A 15,927-nucleotide genomic window follows, 5' to 3' on the forward strand; every position below is an offset into this window, starting at 1 on the left:
CCCCTAGTATAGAAAGAGATTGCGATTATGAGTTTGAAAGAGTTAGGCGATGTGTCCTACTTCCGTTTAAATAACGAAATCAACCGTCCAGTCAATGGACAAATTCCTCTCCACAAGGACCAAGAGGCTGTCAAGGCTTTCTTCAAGGAAAACGTCCTTCCAAATACTAAGCAATTTGATAGCATTTTAGACAAGATTGCCTACTTATTAGAAGAAAACTATCTGGAAAAAGAATTTTTGGACCAATATAGTCCAGAATTTATCATCAAAATTGATCAATTCTTGAAAGACCAAAACTTCCGCTTCAAGTCTTTCATGGCAGCCTACAAGTTCTATAACCAGTATGCCCTTAAAACCAACGACGGTGCCTACTACTTGGAGAGCATGGAAGACCGTGTTCTCTTCAACGCCTTGTATTTTGCAGAGGGCAATGAAGAATTGGCCTTGAATTTGGCCAACGAAATGATCCATTTGCGTTATCAGCCAGCTACTCCTTCCTTCCTCAACGCAGGTCGTGCTCGTCGTGGTGAGTTGGTGTCCTGTTTCCTCATCCAAGTCACAGACGACATGAACTCTATTGGACGTTCTATCAACTCTGCTCTGCAATTGTCCCGTATCGGTGGTGGCGTCGGCATCTCCCTCAGCAACTTGCGTGAGGCAGGCGCACCAATCAAGGGCTACGAGGGAGCTGCTTCTGGTGTCGTTCCTGTCATGAAACTTTTCGAAGACAGCTTCTCTTACTCTAACCAACTTGGGCAACGTCAAGGGGCTGGGGTTGTTTACCTAGATGTTTTCCACCCAGACATTATCGCCTTCCTTTCAACTAAGAAAGAAAATGCTGACGAGAAAGTGCGTGTGAAGACCTTGTCACTTGGAATTACTGTTCCTGATAAGTTCTATGAGTTGGCACGTAAAAATGAAGATATGTACCTCTTCAGCCCTTACTCCGTTGAATTGGAATACGGTGTGCCTTACAGCTACCTTGATATTACTGAAAAATACGATGAATTGGTAGCAAACCCACGTATCCGTAAGACAAAAATCAAGGCTCGTGATTTAGAAACTGAGATTTCTAAACTTCAACAGGAATCTGGCTACCCTTATGTTATCAACATCGACACTGCCAACCGTAGCAATCCTGTTGACGGTAAGATTATCATGTCCAACCTCTGTTCAGAAATTCTTCAAGTTCAGACGCCAAGTGTTATCAATGATTCTCAGGAATACTTGACAATGGGGACAGATGTATCATGCAACCTTGGTTCAACCAATATTGTCAACTTGATGAAATCGCCTGACTTTGGACTTTCTGTCCGTACCATGACACGTGCTCTTACCTATGTAACAGACCATTCGCACATTTCTGCGGTGCCGTCTATCGAAGCTGGAAATGAACGTGCGCATTCTATCGGGCTTGGTGCCATGGGACTTCACTCATACTTGGCACAAAACTTGATCGATTACGGATCAAAAACAGCTGTGGAATTTACCAATATCTACTTCATGCTCCTCAACTATTGGACTTTGGTAGAATCAAACAATATTGCTCGCGAACGCAAGGCGACCTTCCACAACTATGACAAATCAAAATACGCGGACGGTACGTATTTCGACAAGTATGTGACTGGAGACTACCAACCGCAATCTGACCGTGTTAAAGAACTTTTTGAAGGCATCTTCATTCCAAGTGGAAAAGATTGGGCTGACCTCCGTGAGAAAGTCATGGCAGATGGTCTTTACCACCAAAACCGCCTAGCTGTTGCACCAAACGGTTCTATCAGCTACATCAACGATGTTTCTGCTTCTATTCATCCAATTACCCAACGGATTGAAGAACGCCAAGAGAAGAAAATCGGTAAAATCTACTATCCAGCAGCTGGTTTGGCAACCGAAACCATTCCATTCTACAAGTCTGCCTATGATATGGATATGCGCAAGGTCATTGATGTCTATGCTGCTGCAACTGAGCACGTGGACCAAGGTTTGTCCCTCACTCTCTTCCTCCGCAGTGAATTGCCAAAAGCCCTTTACGAATGGAAAAAAGAGAACAAACAAACAACGCGTGACCTCTCTATCCTTCGTAACTACGCCTTCAACAAAGGTATCAAGTCTATCTACTACATCCGTACCTTTACCGATGACGGAGAAGAAGTCGGCGCAAACCAATGTGAAAGTTGTGTGATCTAACGTAGCAAGCTTAGCTGTTGGCAAGCCAACTAGCTAATCTACGCCAACCGCTATGTGCGGATTGGCTAGCTACCTCACTAACTCCGAAACTGAAGAAATATCGTCTTCAGTTTCTACGTGTCGTAAGACACGAATGCTAAAGCATCTAATGAATGAACGGGAGTGGGAAAGAACTCGACCAGTCTAAAAAGAGTTCGTCTTCCCACCCCCACACAGTTGATTAGGTCAGATTTGGAGTGTAAAACACGAACAAATCTGCCAATCAACCACTGCGCTGAGATGTTGACACGAACTCTGAGAAGCGGTGCTGGGCTTGAGCCCAGCCTCTAAGTGGCTTACTACCTCGAAAAGTCGTTATTATCGAACAACTTTTCTCAGGTCGTAACTTTCACAAGTTTAGCTGTTGGCAAGCCAACTACCTAATCTACGCCAACCGCTATTTGCGGATTAGCTGGCTACCATATGTCAAATTGTGCTACTTGCGAACAAAGCAATCTAATGAACGTCCTTGGGGCGTTTTTTAGCAAAAAATATGATACAATAGTGTAGATATTTCTAGAAAAGAAAGAGAAAACTATGGAAACCTACTACAAAGCCATAAACTGGAACGCCATTGAGGATGTTATTGACAAGTCAACTTGGGAAAAATTGACTGAGCAATTCTGGCTCGATACGCGGATTCCCTTGTCAAACGACTTGGATGACTGGCGGAAACTGACTGCCCAAGAAAAAGACTTGGTTGGTAAGGTCTTCGGTGGATTGACCCTACTGGATACGCTTCAGTCTGAAACAGGGGTCCAAGCCCTCCGCAACGACATTCGTACGCCTCATGAAGAAGCTGTTTACAACAATATTCAATTCATGGAGTCAGTCCATGCCAAGTCTTACTCTTCTATCTTCTCAACCTTGAACACCAAGTCTGAAATTGAAGAAATTTTTGAGTGGACCAACAGCAACGAATATTTGCAACGCAAGGCAAAGATTATCAACGAAATCTACGAAACTGGTACCCCACTTGAAAAGAAAGTTGCCAGCGTATTCCTAGAAACCTTCCTTTTCTACTCTGGTTTCTTCACGCCACTCTACTACCTTGGCAACAACAAACTGGCCAACGTTGCAGAAATCATCAAGCTGATTATCCGTGATGAGTCTGTTCACGGTACCTACATTGGCTACAAGTTCCAACTTGGTTTCAATGAATTGTCCGAGGAAGAACAGGACAAACTTCGTGACTGGATGTACGACCTGCTCTACCAACTTTATGAAAATGAAGAAGGCTACACGCGCTCCCTCTATGACGCAGTCGGCTGGACTGAGGAAGTTTTGACCTTCCTTCGTTACAATGCCAACAAGGCCCTCATGAACTTGGGACAAGACCCACTCTTCCCTGACTCAGCGGATGATGTCAACCCAATCATCATGAACGGTATTTCAACTGGTACATCTAACCACGACTTCTTCTCACAAGTTGGTAACGGATATCTACTCGGTGAAGTTGAAGCCATGCAGGACGATGATTACTTGTACGGATTATAATCAAAAAAAGCAGTTCATTGAGCTGCTTTCTTTTTATACTAAAAACACAATCATAAAATAGGAAATGCCATTGTTAAGCATGTGTAGGGCCATTGGATAACGGATATCTTGTTTCACCAAATAGATCCATGCAAAGATTACTCCCATTGTGAAATAAATCAAAAATTGTGGAAGGGTTGCTGGACCATGCACAAAACTAAAGAGGGTTCCTGAAACTAGACCATAGAGCACCACAGATTTGACATCCGATAATTTAGGGAAGAAATAGGTTGCCAAGAAACCACGGAAAATCAATTCTTCAAAGATACCTGCAAAAATGACTACCATGAAAAAGGAGTGAATAGGTGCAGACTGGATAAAGGCAACTGCGTTTTTCTGATTATCTGATTCAGGAACTGGTAGGAGAAATTGGAGAATGAAGTATGCAAGATAGGCCAGTAAGGGATAGGCAATCTGTTTTAGCCAAGGCTTATCTAGCGTCAGCTGCATTGTTTTTCTCGGGTACAAGACTTTCCAAAGAAGGTAGGAAAAACCAATTAACAAGGGTAGACCCACAATCAGTCCAAACCAATATAAACCTTCTGCAGCACTAGCTGGAATACCCTCTACCTGCTCAGTAGCCCATGGTATCTGGAGGAACTGGAATCCGAATTGATAGGCAATGTAATAGGCTAATAATAAACCAGTATGTTTAAAAAATTTCTTCATGATGTATTCCTCCTTATTATAAAACGGTCACGTCAACAATGTTATCAACCCGAACCAACTTGGTTTCAAGCTCCCCATTCGCTAATTCACGGGAGATTTTAACCCAATCCTCATCCACAGCTAAAATGCTGTATTCGTAAATAGTCATAAATTCCTCATCGAAACGGATTTTGGCTTTACTTCCCACCAATTCATTTAATAAAAGTGACATCTGATTTTCTCCTTTTAGACCTTTTTGTAGTTTGTTTACCTTGCTTTGTAACTGTTTCACCTTTTTCCTATCTGACAGGTAGCTGAATAATAGATAAGCAAAGGCTATCCATTGAAAAATCTCCATCTCATTTCCTTTCTAAATGAAACCTATACTCTGTAAAAGTAACATGAGCAAGACACTCAGGAAATTATTGACCATGTGAAGAATAAGGGCGTTGGTATATTTGCCAGAAATCCGATAAGCAAGTCCTAGTACTAGACCCATGCCTCCATAGACAACCCAAGATCCGATATTGGTCGGATTGTGAATAAGTCCAAATAGAAAACTTGATAGCAACAATCCAACATTCGAATCCTTACCAAAGACTTTCCCCATGAGAATGCCACGGAAAATCAATTCTTCAAGAACTGGAGCAAAAAGTACAGCAAAGAGAAACAAGAGCAAGGCTGGCAGACCAGAGTTATTGATGACTTCCTGATTAGCAGTCGTTTGACCATATCCTTCTTCCAGCATAATCAATTGCCCACCGATTATTTTCAGACCAAACATGACGATAAAAGCAAGGACAACAAAACCAATATTCTTTAACATTCCCCACTTCTGCTCGCTCTTCCATAGGCCAATTTTACTTGTCAACACAAGACCGACTACCACTGCAAGCAATATAAGCGCTGCAGCAATCAGTAGATTATTACCGTCAAAATTTGGTAGGGCAAACATGGCCATCTGGATCAATCCATTTAGTGCAAGGACAGCCAGTCCCACAAAGAGAAATTTCCAGTTTTTAACCACATTCCAATCTTTGACATTTCCAAGTCTATTCATAGCAATCTCCTTCGCATACACTAAGTCAGTTTTCATTACTTTCTTTTTCGATCAATAGCAGAGCAGGCAAGCCCAAAACCATCGGCAGAAGGATATTCAGATTTGACAAATCAATCTGCCCAGTAGCCAGCCATTCTCCGAAAACATAGCCAACTGCGTACAAGCCAAGACCGATAAATGAAGCAAGATAAATTTTCTTAAAGACTTTCATTGTTGATACCTCCATTTACATTAAATGAATGTGATTTTCTTACGATTGGCAAAGTAGAAACTAACAAATCCTACTAAGGTCAGAAGAACAACTGTCATGGGAGTGACAAACTGGAAATACTCCGTTGCAGATGTTCCACTTTCCTGTGGAATTTGTAACTGCCAGAGGCCAATACTAACCAGCAAACTCAAAACGGCAATCTGTAGGGTTTGATACAGAGTTCGTTTCATCATTTTCTTCCGAGCCATTTTTACATCAGCCTTGGCAACAAACAATTTATCCAAGCCCAGCCGTTTAATAGTGGCCTCTTGCTCGACCTGAGAATAAACAAGTGTCAAGAAGAGGCTGATTCCCATGACATCTTCTCCCAGCGCAAAGCTAACTAGGAAGCTCAGCAGTGTCACTGTCATAAAGAGCATATACATATTGTTGCCGAAATTGGTCAAGGCCGCATAAGACACCTCGTCTAACTCAGCAACAATATCATAGAAATAACGGATTGCTTTGATGTGTAGATTTTCCTTTTTCATAATCATCACCTAAAAACTTTCATAACATTCTTATTTAAAGTAACGACGTACCATGCGAACCTGCATCACATTGATGTAAATGTGAAGAAAGGCAACAACTAGAAATGCTGTAATTTGTCGCTCCTGCAATAGCATGCTAAGTACAAATAGGAATAGATACAAACCTGGTAACACGATTTGATTCAAAGTGAAGACGATTTGGAAACTCATTTCGTAGTTTGCTTGTTTCTCACCTTCGTCCATTGCCTCCATAAAATCCTTCATTTCTTTTACCGTAGCAAAAGCAGACAACTGATAGTCACGAATTTTCTCTGTTAATTTAATAATAAACACTTGAGTGATTAGAAGTACGATAAAGAAGATCAAGTCAAAAATTGACCCGTACATGATCGCGCCGTCTTCTAAGAAGGTAACACCAAATCCTAGAACCAAATTTAACAGAGTCAATGATACGGCAACATTAAACATTATAATCGCATATTCTAGGTTACGATACATTTTCATATTTAGTTCATCTGCCCGTTCCTCATCCTCATCTGAAATAGAATGGTAAAGTTTATGAGTTTGATTAGCCTTAAGACCAAAATATACGGTTCCAGCGAAAATTACAAAAGTAATGATACGCAAACAAAACAAGAAGTTATCTAGGGTAACAAAAGACGGTAATCCAAACTTAGAAATCAATACTCCAAAAAAGCCACAAAATGCGCCAAAGATAGCTCCTGAAAGTAAATAGATAAGATTCCTCACCCATCTTTGTTTTGTCGTTAATTGTTTCCCCTGTTTCATTCTCCTACCTCCACTAATTGAAAAACATTCTCTACATTTTCGTTAAAAATCTGTGCAATTCGCATGGCAATGACCACCGAGGGCGTATATTCGCCCCGCTCAATCAAACTAATGGTCTGCCGTGATACTTCTGCTAACTTTGCTAGCTCTGTCTGATTGAGACCATCTCTGGCTCGCAATTCTTTGAGCCGATTTTTTAAGACATATTCCATGTTGTTTCCTTTCTAGGCTTGGTAGATAACCATGCTTATTTCTGTTACAGCTATTTCTACCGCTACCTCTTTGAATTTTGTCGCTAGTAAGTAGGTGTAATAAAAGTCACCGATACATGCCACTGCGTGCATGGTTGCTAGAATCTGATAGGCCCCTTTGTCAAGCCATCCCAACATTGCAAATGCTGTTAAACTCAAAGTAATCAAAACGAAGGGGGCAAGAGCAATGACAATCGTTTGGAAACGATTATAAAGGGAGTCGGGGCTAATTGCATAAGCCATACCTGTTTTCCATTTAATTCCATATTTGACAGGATTTTCAGGGCAAAAAATCTTGAAAAACAATCCATGAATCCATTCATGCAAGATAATAAGCAATATAAAAACAAATAGCGCTTCAATAAATTGCAACTCATTCGTGACATTTTGAAACTCAACTTTAGAAGCTATGAATCCAAATAACCAAAAGAACGGAAACACTAATAAAACTGTAGTTACATACAACCTTGCCGCCAACTTTTTATCGCTTCTAACATCTACTTCATATAATTTCTTTTTCGCTTCCATGTTTCTTCTCCTTCATTCGCCTACAAGCTAGACTAAACTATATAGTCCTAGAGCAACTCCAATCAGTAAGCCGATACCAACTTGGCAAGTTCCGTTTGATTGAGACCATCTCTGGCTCGTAATTCCTTGAGCCAATTTTTTTTAGACATATTCCATGAGTTTTCCTTTCTAGGATTGGTAGATAATCAAGCCTGTTTCTGTGTCTTCGACAGCTATATTTCCCTCGGCAAACTTAACCAATAAAAGATAGGTATAGTAGAAATCGCCTGCACAAGCCGCTGCATGTATAGTAGCCAATGTCAGATAAAGAGATACATCCATCCTCCAAAAAACTGCTACCATGGTCAAGCCCAAACTAATCACAACAAAGGGAGCCAAGCTGATTACTAGCATTTGCATCCGATTATAGAGCGAACCTGGACTGGTCGCATAGGCCATACCCGATTTCCATTTAAAACCAAACTTAACAGGATTTTCAGGACAAAAAATCTTGAAAAATAATCCATGAATAGCTTCATGTAAAACTATCAAAAGAGGAAATAGAACTGTTGCTAGCCATAACTCTGGTAAGGTAAGTGGCAAATTTTGATCTACATTAGCCAGCAAGGAAAACGCTAACTTACCAAATAGCAGAGCAAATGGGAAGACTAGAACAATCGCAAGAATATTCAATCCCCAGACAAATTTCTTATTTTCCATGATATTGACTTCATATAATTTCTTTTTCGCTTCCATCTTTCTTCTCCTTCATTTTCCTTCAAGCTAGACTAAACTATATAGTCCTAGAGCAACTCCAATCAGTAAGCCAATAATACTTGCGCCTGCAATAATAATTGCTGCCATATCAGATGAAATGTGTCGTTTCATAAGGTTTCTCCTGTCTTTCCTTAGCTTTTTTCACTATTTTTCTTTTTGTTAAATTGCAGAGCTAACACCAGTGTCGCCAATAAAGGAGGAAAGGGATAACTCATTTCCGTCAAACCAATGTCAAATCCTAGCAAGGCAAAAATTTTAAATATCAAAATAGTTATCAAGAAGAGTGCGAAAAACAGTAGGACTACTTTCATTCCATTTTTAACTGTCTTGTTCATTTTTCTTCTCCTTTTCTCTGCTGAGAGTGACTTCTAAAAGAAGGAGAGAATTCATCATCATCAAGAGTATCATGGTATCTATCTCCCGACCAAATACGATGTTTTTAACTAAACTATAAATCAAATATAGTGCAACTAGAACCTGCACTCCTCGCACAACGCTTGTTCCTGTAATCAAAATTCCTTTTTTATTGTTATTGTTTTTCATAACTTTCCACCACTTACTCTCGACTAATTTTAATCTTCTTCCTTCTGCTCTTTTCTGCCAGCTAGTTTCCACAAGCGCTCATCTGTCACTGCGATAGTGCAAATGGCAAGAACGACATGGGTATTATCCAACTGCTGCCACTTCATAATGTCAGCCAGTAGGACAAAAACTAGATAGGCGATTGCTGTTACTTGTAGAAATCGTGCGATGTGAATTCTGTTTATCTTTTTCATATTTATTTCCTACTTTCTGTTTATTTACCTGATGAATTCGTTTTCATCTCTTTATCTTGATATCATTGTAACACTTCTTTTTCTTTTTGACAAGTATCTTTGTCAAAAAAATAATAATTTTTGTCAAAAAGTTTATGAAATTTGTCAAAATGTAGCGAATGATGGTCAGAATGACTATAATAAGATACAAAAAAACTCTTCTACCCAAAGGATAAAAGAGTTTAGTGAGCGATTAGAGATTGTCAGCCACGCTGTTCAAGAGGGTTTGGATAGCAGAAGCATCGCTACCACCGGCCATGGCCATATCTGGCTTACCACCACCACGACCTGCTACGATTGGAGCAAGGACTTTGATGAGGTTGCCTGCATGGACATCGCTTGATTTGCTGGCTACAAGGACATTGACCTTGTCACCGATGGCTGCTACTAGCACCAAGACATCTGAGTAGTCTTTTTGCTTCCAGTTATCCGCAAAGGTACGGAGGGCACCTGCGTCTGAAACTTGAACTTGGCTAGCAATGTAGCGGACACCGTTTGCCTCTTTAACGTCTTTAAAGACATCACCAGCAGCTGCTGCCGCTGCTTTTTCTTTCAGACTAGCGTTTTCTTTTTGCAAATCGCGGAGCTCCGCAGCCAGTGCCTCCACTTTTGTCGGCACTTGGTCGATTTGTGGCACTTTAAGAGTCTGCGCAACAGCTTTGAGAGCATCTTCGCGGTCACGAAGAGCTAGGAAAGCTTCCTTGCCTGTCACCGCTAAAATACGGCGAGTTCCTGAACCGATTCCCTCTTCTTTGACAATCTTGAATAGACCGATTTCAGCTGTATTGCCAACGTGGGTACCACCACAAAGCTCGATAGAATAGTCACCGATTGTAACCACACGGACCACTTTGCCATACTTCTCACCAAAGAGGGCCATAGCACCCATTTCTTTTGCCGTATCCACATCCGTTTCAACTGTGACAATATCCAAGGCTTCCCAGATTTTTTCATTGACTTCATTTTCAATACGACGAAGTTCATCAGCTGTCACTGCTTCAAAGTGTGTGAAGTCAAAGCGGAGGAATCCTTCCTCGTTCAAGGAACCAGCCTGGGTTGCATGCACACCGATGACATTGTGAAGGGCAGCATGGAGCAAGTGAGTTGCTGTGTGGTTCTTCTCAACACCACGACGACGATTTGTGTCGATTTCAAGCGTGTAAGTTTGACCAAGCGAAATGCTGGCAGAGAGTTCTACAGTGTGCAATGGCTGACCATTCGGTGCTTTCTGCACATCTACAACTGTTGCAACGACATCACCTGAAGCATTTTTAATCACACCACGGTCGGCAACCTGACCACCCATTTCAGCGTAGAATGGTGTTTGGTCAAAGACAAGAAGGGCTTGACCTTCTGACACAGCTTCTGTCCGCTCATTGTCCGCGATAATCACTTCCAATTTAGCATCTAGGCTAGTTTGACCATAGACAAAGGTTGAGCTTTCGGTAATACCTGCTAGAGTTTCATTTTGCATACCCATTGAGCCACCTTTAACAACGGCTGCACGCGCACGGTCCTGCTGTTCCTTCATGGCAGCCTTAAAGCCTTCATGGTCAATCTTGTAGCCTGCATCTTCAGCCAATTCCTCGGTCAATTCCACAGGGAAACCATAGGTATCGTAAAGTTTGAAGATATCCTTACCTTCAAGAGTATCCTTACCAGCTGCTTTCAAGTCAGCCAAAAGATCATCCAAGTGACCGCTACCAGCATCAATGGTGCGAGCAAAGGTTTCTTCCTCACGTTTAACGATTTTCTCAATAAAGTCACGTTTTTCAAGCACTTCTGGGTAGTAGCTTTCCATGATAGCACCAACCGTTTCCACCAACTTATACAAGAATGGCTCAGTGATACCCAAACGGCGACCGTGCATGACAGCACGACGGAGAAGACGACGAAGGACATAACCACGACCTTCATTTCCTGGAAGAGCACCATCACCGATGGCAAATGACAAGGCACGGATATGGTCTGCGATGACCTTGAAGCTCATGTTGTCGCCGTCTGGATCATAGGTCTTACCAGAAATTTTCTCAACTTCACGAATGATTGGCAAGAAGAGGTCGGTTTCAAAGTTGGTCTTAGCTCCTTGGAAAATAGCTGCCAAACGCTCCAAACCTGCACCCGTATCAATGTTTTTGTTTGGTAATTCCTTGTACTCAGAGCGAGGAACTGCTGGGTCAGCGTTGAATTGTGACAATACGATGTTCCAAATCTCGATATAACGGTCGTTTTCAATATCTTCTTCCAGCAAACGAATGCCAATGTTTTCAGGGTCAAAATCTGTGCCACGGTCAAAGAAAATTTCCGTATCTGGACCAGAAGGACCTGCACCAATTTCCCAGAAGTTATCTTCAAGTGGAATGAGATGGCTTGGTTCTACACCAAGAGCAATCCAGCGATTGTAAGAATCCACATCATCTGGATAGTAGGTCATGTAGAGCTTGTCTTTTGGAAAGGCAAACCATTCTGGGCTGGTCAAGAGCTCAAAGCCCCACTCAATCGCTTCATCACGGAAGTAATCACCAATCGAGAAGTTACCAAGCATTTCAAACATGGTATGGTGGCGAGCTGTCTTACCAACATTTTCAATATCGTTGGTACGGATAGATTTTTGAGCATTTGTAATCCGTGGATTGTCAGGGATGACAGAGCCATCGAAATATTTTTTAAGCGTTGCCACACCAGAGTTGATCCACAAAAGAGTTGGATCGTTAACAGGGACAAGATTTGCTGAAGGCTCAACAGAGTGACCCTTTGATTTCCAGAAATCCAACCACATCTGGCGGATTTGTGCTGATGATAATTGTTTCATAAGTTTAAGATACTAAGGGCGTTAAACGGACACTATCAAAATAGAAAACCTGACGAAGACGCTGGCGTCTAGGAAGTGTTTCTCTTTTTGACAAAGTCCCTAGCCCGAGTTCATTTCACAATAAACTCGATGCCCTTGCCTTTCTTTTTTATTAGACAGGTTCAATTTAGCAAGCTAGCCAACTGAACCATTTTTTTTAATTTTACGTTACACTTAACTGGATACGTCTTCCATCATTTCGACGTAGTCGATTGCGACCACTAGGGAAATGACCAAGTCTGCATAGTCATCCTCGACTACTGTTACGGAGTAACGAGAAGTCAGGTGAAAGAGTTCTTTGGAGATTTCAGCTACTAGCTGACCATCAGATTTTTTCAGTCGAAAATCCAGGTCCCAGATATTGCCTTCTAGGACCAATCCTAGATTTTCCACGCTATAGCGGTCCTTGAAAAAGGTATATTCTTTTTGCAAGTAGAAAGAATGTCCATCCGCCATATCAATGGTAAATTGGGGTAGGAAGGTCAAAAATTTCTTGGTAATCCGACAAACTTCTCCACCTCTGGCATTGGTCACCGTAAACCGCTTGGGAATTTCAAAGAAGGTGCCCTCTACCTGATAAGCAAGCTGTCCATGACTATCATGAATATCAAATTTTTCACCACCCAAAACAAAACGTTGTTTGACCTGAAATTGTTTCATGACTCCCTCCAAAAAAATGACAAGAAACCAAACGAAGGGCGAAAAACCGCGGTACCACCTTCATTCAATGACTTGTCATTCTCATTTCATATTCAATGATGTATTCCATTAAGTAGCAAAATACTCGGCTTAGATGGCTCGCAACAACCGCCAATTTTCTGGACTAAGGGATCGAGTATTTATTCTTAATAGGTTTGGTTCTTACTGACCTGATGAGCTTTCAGTTGTAGAACTTGAAGCTTCTGTTGAAGAACTGCTTTCATCAGTCGCCACATATTGTGATAGAAGGTTCTGGAAGGCAGCATCTTTAATCTTAACATTAGCTTTTGAAAGAGCTTCTTTCAAGACAGTTGCTACAAAGCTTGCATCGTTTTGTTTCTGTGCAACGATAATTTCCTTAAGTTTGTCCTTGTAATCTTCCCAATTAGCTGATTTTTCAGATTTTGCTTCTAGTTTAACAACATAATAGCTTGTTGTGTAAGTTGTCATATCTACAACTGTTACTACAGATGCACCTACTTGACCAGCGTTTAAAGCAAATACCGCTGATTGAACTTCAGTCGGAACCGTTGTAGAGGTAGAATCAAACTTGACTTCTCCACCGTTTTCCTTGGTTGCACTATCTGTTGAATTGTCTTTAGCCAATTGAGCGAAATCAGCTCCCTCAGCTTGAGCTGCTGCTAGGACTTCCTTAGCTTTAGCCTCATCATCTAGTTTGATGATACGGGCAGTCACTTCCGGAGTGTAAGCTTCATAAGCAGCTTTATAGTTTTCATCGGTCAATTCTTTTTCTGCAGCCTGTTTCACAGCATACTCGACCAATTTGTTAGTACGGATTTGCTCTTTGTAACTATCAGTCGTCAAACCTGCTGAAGCAAGGGCAGTTGCAAATGAATCTCCATACTGCTCAGCCATTTTTTCATAGGCTTCGTTGACCTCAGTTTCAGATACCTTATCACCATACTGCTCTTCAAAGACATGGCTGATAACCATAGAAAGCAAAACCTGTTGAGCTTGGGCATTTGTTTTAACCTGCTCATAAAACTCTGATACAGAGATAGCATTGCCTTTCATCGTAATAATGTCTTTATCTGCTGAGCTTGAGCACGCCGCAAGCGTCACAGTTGCAAGGAGGGTTACTGCACCTGCAAGAATTTTTTTTGTTTTCTTCATTTAGAAAATCTCTCCTTTTCTTCATTAACCCTTTCATTATACCATAAATTCTTAAAAAGGGCTTAATTTTCTTCAAGCTTTAGGTCAACATTGGCCACATTTTTTCGCAACATGAGCAGGCCATCGCTCATGGAAATCAAACTGGCTGTTAAATCAGGATTATCCAGGGTCGCATCAAACAAGCGTTGCAAGCCACGGTAAATCGTTCGCTGACCACGGCGAACTTCCATGATGTCTTTAGCAACATCACCGCCTTGGAAAATATCATCCAAAACAACCAAGCCACCGACCTTGACCTTTTTCAAGACCTCTGGTAAAAATACGATATATTTGGACTTGGCCGAGTCCATAAAAACAAAGTCATAGCTATCATCAGGCAGATCCGGCAGTAAATCCATCGCCTCACCTTCTAACAATTCAATTTGCTTGCGACTATCGAACTTGGCAAAATTTTCCTTGGCAAAACCAATCATTTCTTCATTGCGGTCGATGGTAGTAATCTGCGAATGCGGACTATTCTCGGCCATCAAAAGAGCAGAAAATCCAATAGCCGTTCCGATTTCCAAAATACGCTCTGGCTGTAGAGTTTGCATGAGCAAACGGAAATAAGCTACTGTTTCATGAGGGATGATGGGAATATTTTCCTGACGGGCAAAGTCCTCTAATTCCTTTAAAAATCCAGTATTTTGCGCCTGACGTGTTCGCATAAAGTCCACAATTTCTTCCTTGACAACAGGACGGCGCATATTGTGGTTTGCGTTTTTAGAATATGATTCAACCATAGGGACAATTATAACACAAGTCACCAACAATTTCTTCTCTCATATACTAAAAGACAGGATTTCTCCTGCCTTTACTTACATATTTTTTGCATAGTCAAGACGATAGCCTAGATTAGCAAAGAGTTGCTGTACACGTTTAATGGTAGCTACTTTACCGAATAGCAGATGGTACTGGTCTGCATTCATCTCGACAGCAGCCAAACAAAATTGTTCACTAGCATATTTTTCATCAACTACCGCAGCCCAGTCTGGTACATTGCCAGTTTCCTCCAAGCCAGCCGCATCTAATTTTAACAAAATCCCAGCATTACGGACTGCTTGTAGGCGGTCAAAAGCCGCTATAAAATCGGCTAATAAATCCTTGCGCGGTCGAACACAAAGGTACTGGTTATGCGCTAGAAGGACTGACAGGATAAGCAATAGGTTATCCTTTTCTACCTCACCCACACAATCTAAGAATGCATCGAACGCTTCAGGTGATAAAATACCTTCAAGCAAATCTAAAATATGATTGGGATCACTAGCAAAGACACATTCTTTTAATTGGATAAATAATTCCCTATCACCATTTGATAGTAGGTCTGCAATCTCAAAAATATCCTGTAAATTTTCTTCTGTCAGCATACTGCCTCCTATTCATCTTTATTTTTTATTTTGGAAATTCCCACATGATATGGGGTGCAAACGGGCTAAGGTATTGATAAATGTCATTGAAATCAGCTCCCGAAAGATTATCAAGTTTCACCTCAGCTAAAAAAGTTCCTGTTCTTCCTACAATACGCATCCGTTTTGAGTAAATATCCCGGTAAATGTAGACAATCTCATAGTGAATTTTCCCAATTTCTGCAACTGGAATGCTTATTCTATCCTCCCAAAGTTTGTTTTTATACTCTAAGCACTGCTGATTGAGGACAAAGACTTGCCCTTGTTTCCGCCACAAAAAAGCATAGAAGGCGGAAGGAAGAGCTAGCAGCATGTAGCACAATCCTGATAGAATAGCAGGTTCTGGCTTAAACATTAAGCCCATACCAATCAAAATAAATACCGTGCTAATAACCATAGGTATTACAATCGAGCGTTTGTAGGAAATCATATTAGAGATGCACTCCTT

20 protein-coding genes and 1 pseudogene are annotated in these 15,927 nt (G+C 41.2%); 2 read left to right on the top strand and 19 right to left on the bottom strand.

The genetic code is table 11. The features are described from left to right. The first annotated feature begins 27 nt into the window (after positions 1-27). Positions 28-2,187 (top strand): class 1b ribonucleoside-diphosphate reductase subunit alpha, encoded by a 2,160-nt coding sequence (nrdE, locus tag ACEE44_RS05215; RefSeq protein ID WP_449171499.1) that lies wholly within the window; start codon positions 28-30, stop codon positions 2,185-2,187. Between the two features lie 576 nt (positions 2,188-2,763). Next, positions 2,764-3,723 carry a class 1b ribonucleoside-diphosphate reductase subunit beta gene (nrdF, locus tag ACEE44_RS05220; protein ID WP_172043467.1) on the top strand — a complete coding sequence of 320 codons (960 nt, stop codon included), beginning with the start codon at positions 2,764-2,766 and terminating at the stop codon, positions 3,721-3,723. Positions 3,724-3,756: 33 nt separating this feature from the next. Here the strand turns inward: nrdF and ACEE44_RS05225 are convergent, their stop codons facing one another. The 19 genes and pseudogenes from ACEE44_RS05225 to ACEE44_RS05315 form a co-directional block, all read right to left on the bottom strand. Next, positions 3,757-4,431, bottom strand: a complete 675-nt coding sequence (locus ACEE44_RS05225; RefSeq protein WP_449171500.1) for a CPBP family intramembrane glutamic endopeptidase — start codon at positions 4,429-4,431, stop codon at positions 3,757-3,759. A gap of 16 nt (positions 4,432-4,447) precedes the next feature. After that, a complete protein-coding gene (locus ACEE44_RS05230) occupies positions 4,448-4,642 on the bottom strand; it encodes a hypothetical protein (RefSeq protein WP_449171501.1) in 195 nt (64 codons plus the stop codon). Positions 4,643-4,780: 138 nt separating this feature from the next. Next, entirely contained in the window at positions 4,781-5,470 is a 690-nt protein-coding gene (locus ACEE44_RS05235) for a CPBP family intramembrane glutamic endopeptidase (protein WP_449171502.1), read from the bottom strand. Between the two features lie 25 nt (positions 5,471-5,495). Next, positions 5,496-5,681: a hypothetical protein gene (locus ACEE44_RS05240; protein ID WP_105111439.1), complete on the bottom strand. Its 186-nt coding sequence runs from the start codon at positions 5,679-5,681 to the stop codon at positions 5,496-5,498. Positions 5,682-5,701: 20 nt separating this feature from the next. After that, entirely contained in the window at positions 5,702-6,211 is a 510-nt protein-coding gene (locus ACEE44_RS05245) for a DUF3278 domain-containing protein (protein ID WP_449171503.1), read from the bottom strand. 30 nt (positions 6,212-6,241) lie between these two features. Continuing rightward, entirely contained in the window at positions 6,242-7,000 is a 759-nt protein-coding gene (locus tag ACEE44_RS05250) for a DUF3169 family protein (protein ID WP_449171504.1), read from the bottom strand. After that, positions 6,997-7,212, bottom strand: coding sequence for a helix-turn-helix transcriptional regulator (locus ACEE44_RS05255; RefSeq protein ID WP_014637779.1), 216 nt, complete (start codon positions 7,210-7,212; stop codon positions 6,997-6,999). The genes ACEE44_RS05250 and ACEE44_RS05255 overlap by 4 nt, the downstream gene beginning before the upstream one ends. Before the next feature lie 12 nt (positions 7,213-7,224). Next, positions 7,225-7,779, bottom strand: a complete 555-nt coding sequence (locus tag ACEE44_RS05260) for a DUF3267 domain-containing protein (RefSeq protein WP_449171505.1) — start codon at positions 7,777-7,779, stop codon at positions 7,225-7,227. Positions 7,780-7,856: 77 nt separating this feature from the next. Continuing rightward, a pseudogene (locus ACEE44_RS05265) lies at positions 7,857-7,928 on the bottom strand (transcriptional regulator); the annotation flags it as partial. Positions 7,929-7,947: 19 nt separating this feature from the next. After that, a complete protein-coding gene (locus ACEE44_RS05270; protein ID WP_449171506.1) occupies positions 7,948-8,514 on the bottom strand; it encodes a DUF3267 domain-containing protein in 567 nt (188 codons plus the stop codon). A gap of 152 nt (positions 8,515-8,666) precedes the next feature. Further along, positions 8,667-8,870 (bottom strand): hypothetical protein, encoded by a 204-nt coding sequence (locus ACEE44_RS05275; protein ID WP_105122179.1) that lies wholly within the window; start codon positions 8,868-8,870, stop codon positions 8,667-8,669. Next, positions 8,854-9,078: a hypothetical protein gene (locus ACEE44_RS05280; RefSeq protein WP_105107547.1), complete on the bottom strand. Its 225-nt coding sequence runs from the start codon at positions 9,076-9,078 to the stop codon at positions 8,854-8,856. The genes ACEE44_RS05275 and ACEE44_RS05280 overlap by 17 nt, the downstream gene beginning before the upstream one ends. Positions 9,079-9,107: 29 nt before the next feature. Beyond that, positions 9,108-9,311: a hypothetical protein gene (locus tag ACEE44_RS05285; protein ID WP_449171507.1), complete on the bottom strand. Its 204-nt coding sequence runs from the start codon at positions 9,309-9,311 to the stop codon at positions 9,108-9,110. 232 nt (positions 9,312-9,543) lie between these two features. Beyond that, entirely contained in the window at positions 9,544-12,162 is a 2,619-nt protein-coding gene (gene alaS / locus ACEE44_RS05290) for an alanine--tRNA ligase (protein ID WP_449171508.1), read from the bottom strand. A 213-nt stretch (positions 12,163-12,375) separates the two neighbouring features. Then, positions 12,376-12,861: an LURP-one-related/scramblase family protein gene (locus tag ACEE44_RS05295; protein ID WP_449171509.1), complete on the bottom strand. Its 486-nt coding sequence runs from the start codon at positions 12,859-12,861 to the stop codon at positions 12,376-12,378. Between the two features lie 201 nt (positions 12,862-13,062). Further along, positions 13,063-14,034: a peptidylprolyl isomerase PrsA gene (prsA, locus tag ACEE44_RS05300; RefSeq protein ID WP_449171510.1), complete on the bottom strand. Its 972-nt coding sequence runs from the start codon at positions 14,032-14,034 to the stop codon at positions 13,063-13,065. Between the two features lie 62 nt (positions 14,035-14,096). Then, positions 14,097-14,816 (bottom strand): O-methyltransferase, encoded by a 720-nt coding sequence (locus ACEE44_RS05305; RefSeq protein WP_449171511.1) that lies wholly within the window; start codon positions 14,814-14,816, stop codon positions 14,097-14,099. A 75-nt stretch (positions 14,817-14,891) separates the two neighbouring features. Next, positions 14,892-15,440 (bottom strand): DUF6630 family protein, encoded by a 549-nt coding sequence (locus ACEE44_RS05310; protein WP_248032388.1) that lies wholly within the window; start codon positions 15,438-15,440, stop codon positions 14,892-14,894. Positions 15,441-15,465: 25 nt separating this feature from the next. Further along, the gene (locus tag ACEE44_RS05315) at positions 15,466-15,909 is read right to left on the bottom strand and encodes a hypothetical protein (protein ID WP_449171512.1); all 444 of its coding nucleotides are present in this window, start codon (positions 15,907-15,909) and stop codon (positions 15,466-15,468) included. Between the last annotated feature and the right edge of the window lie 18 nt (positions 15,910-15,927).

Source organism: Streptococcus sp. 32226D021BW (assembly GCF_053545015.1).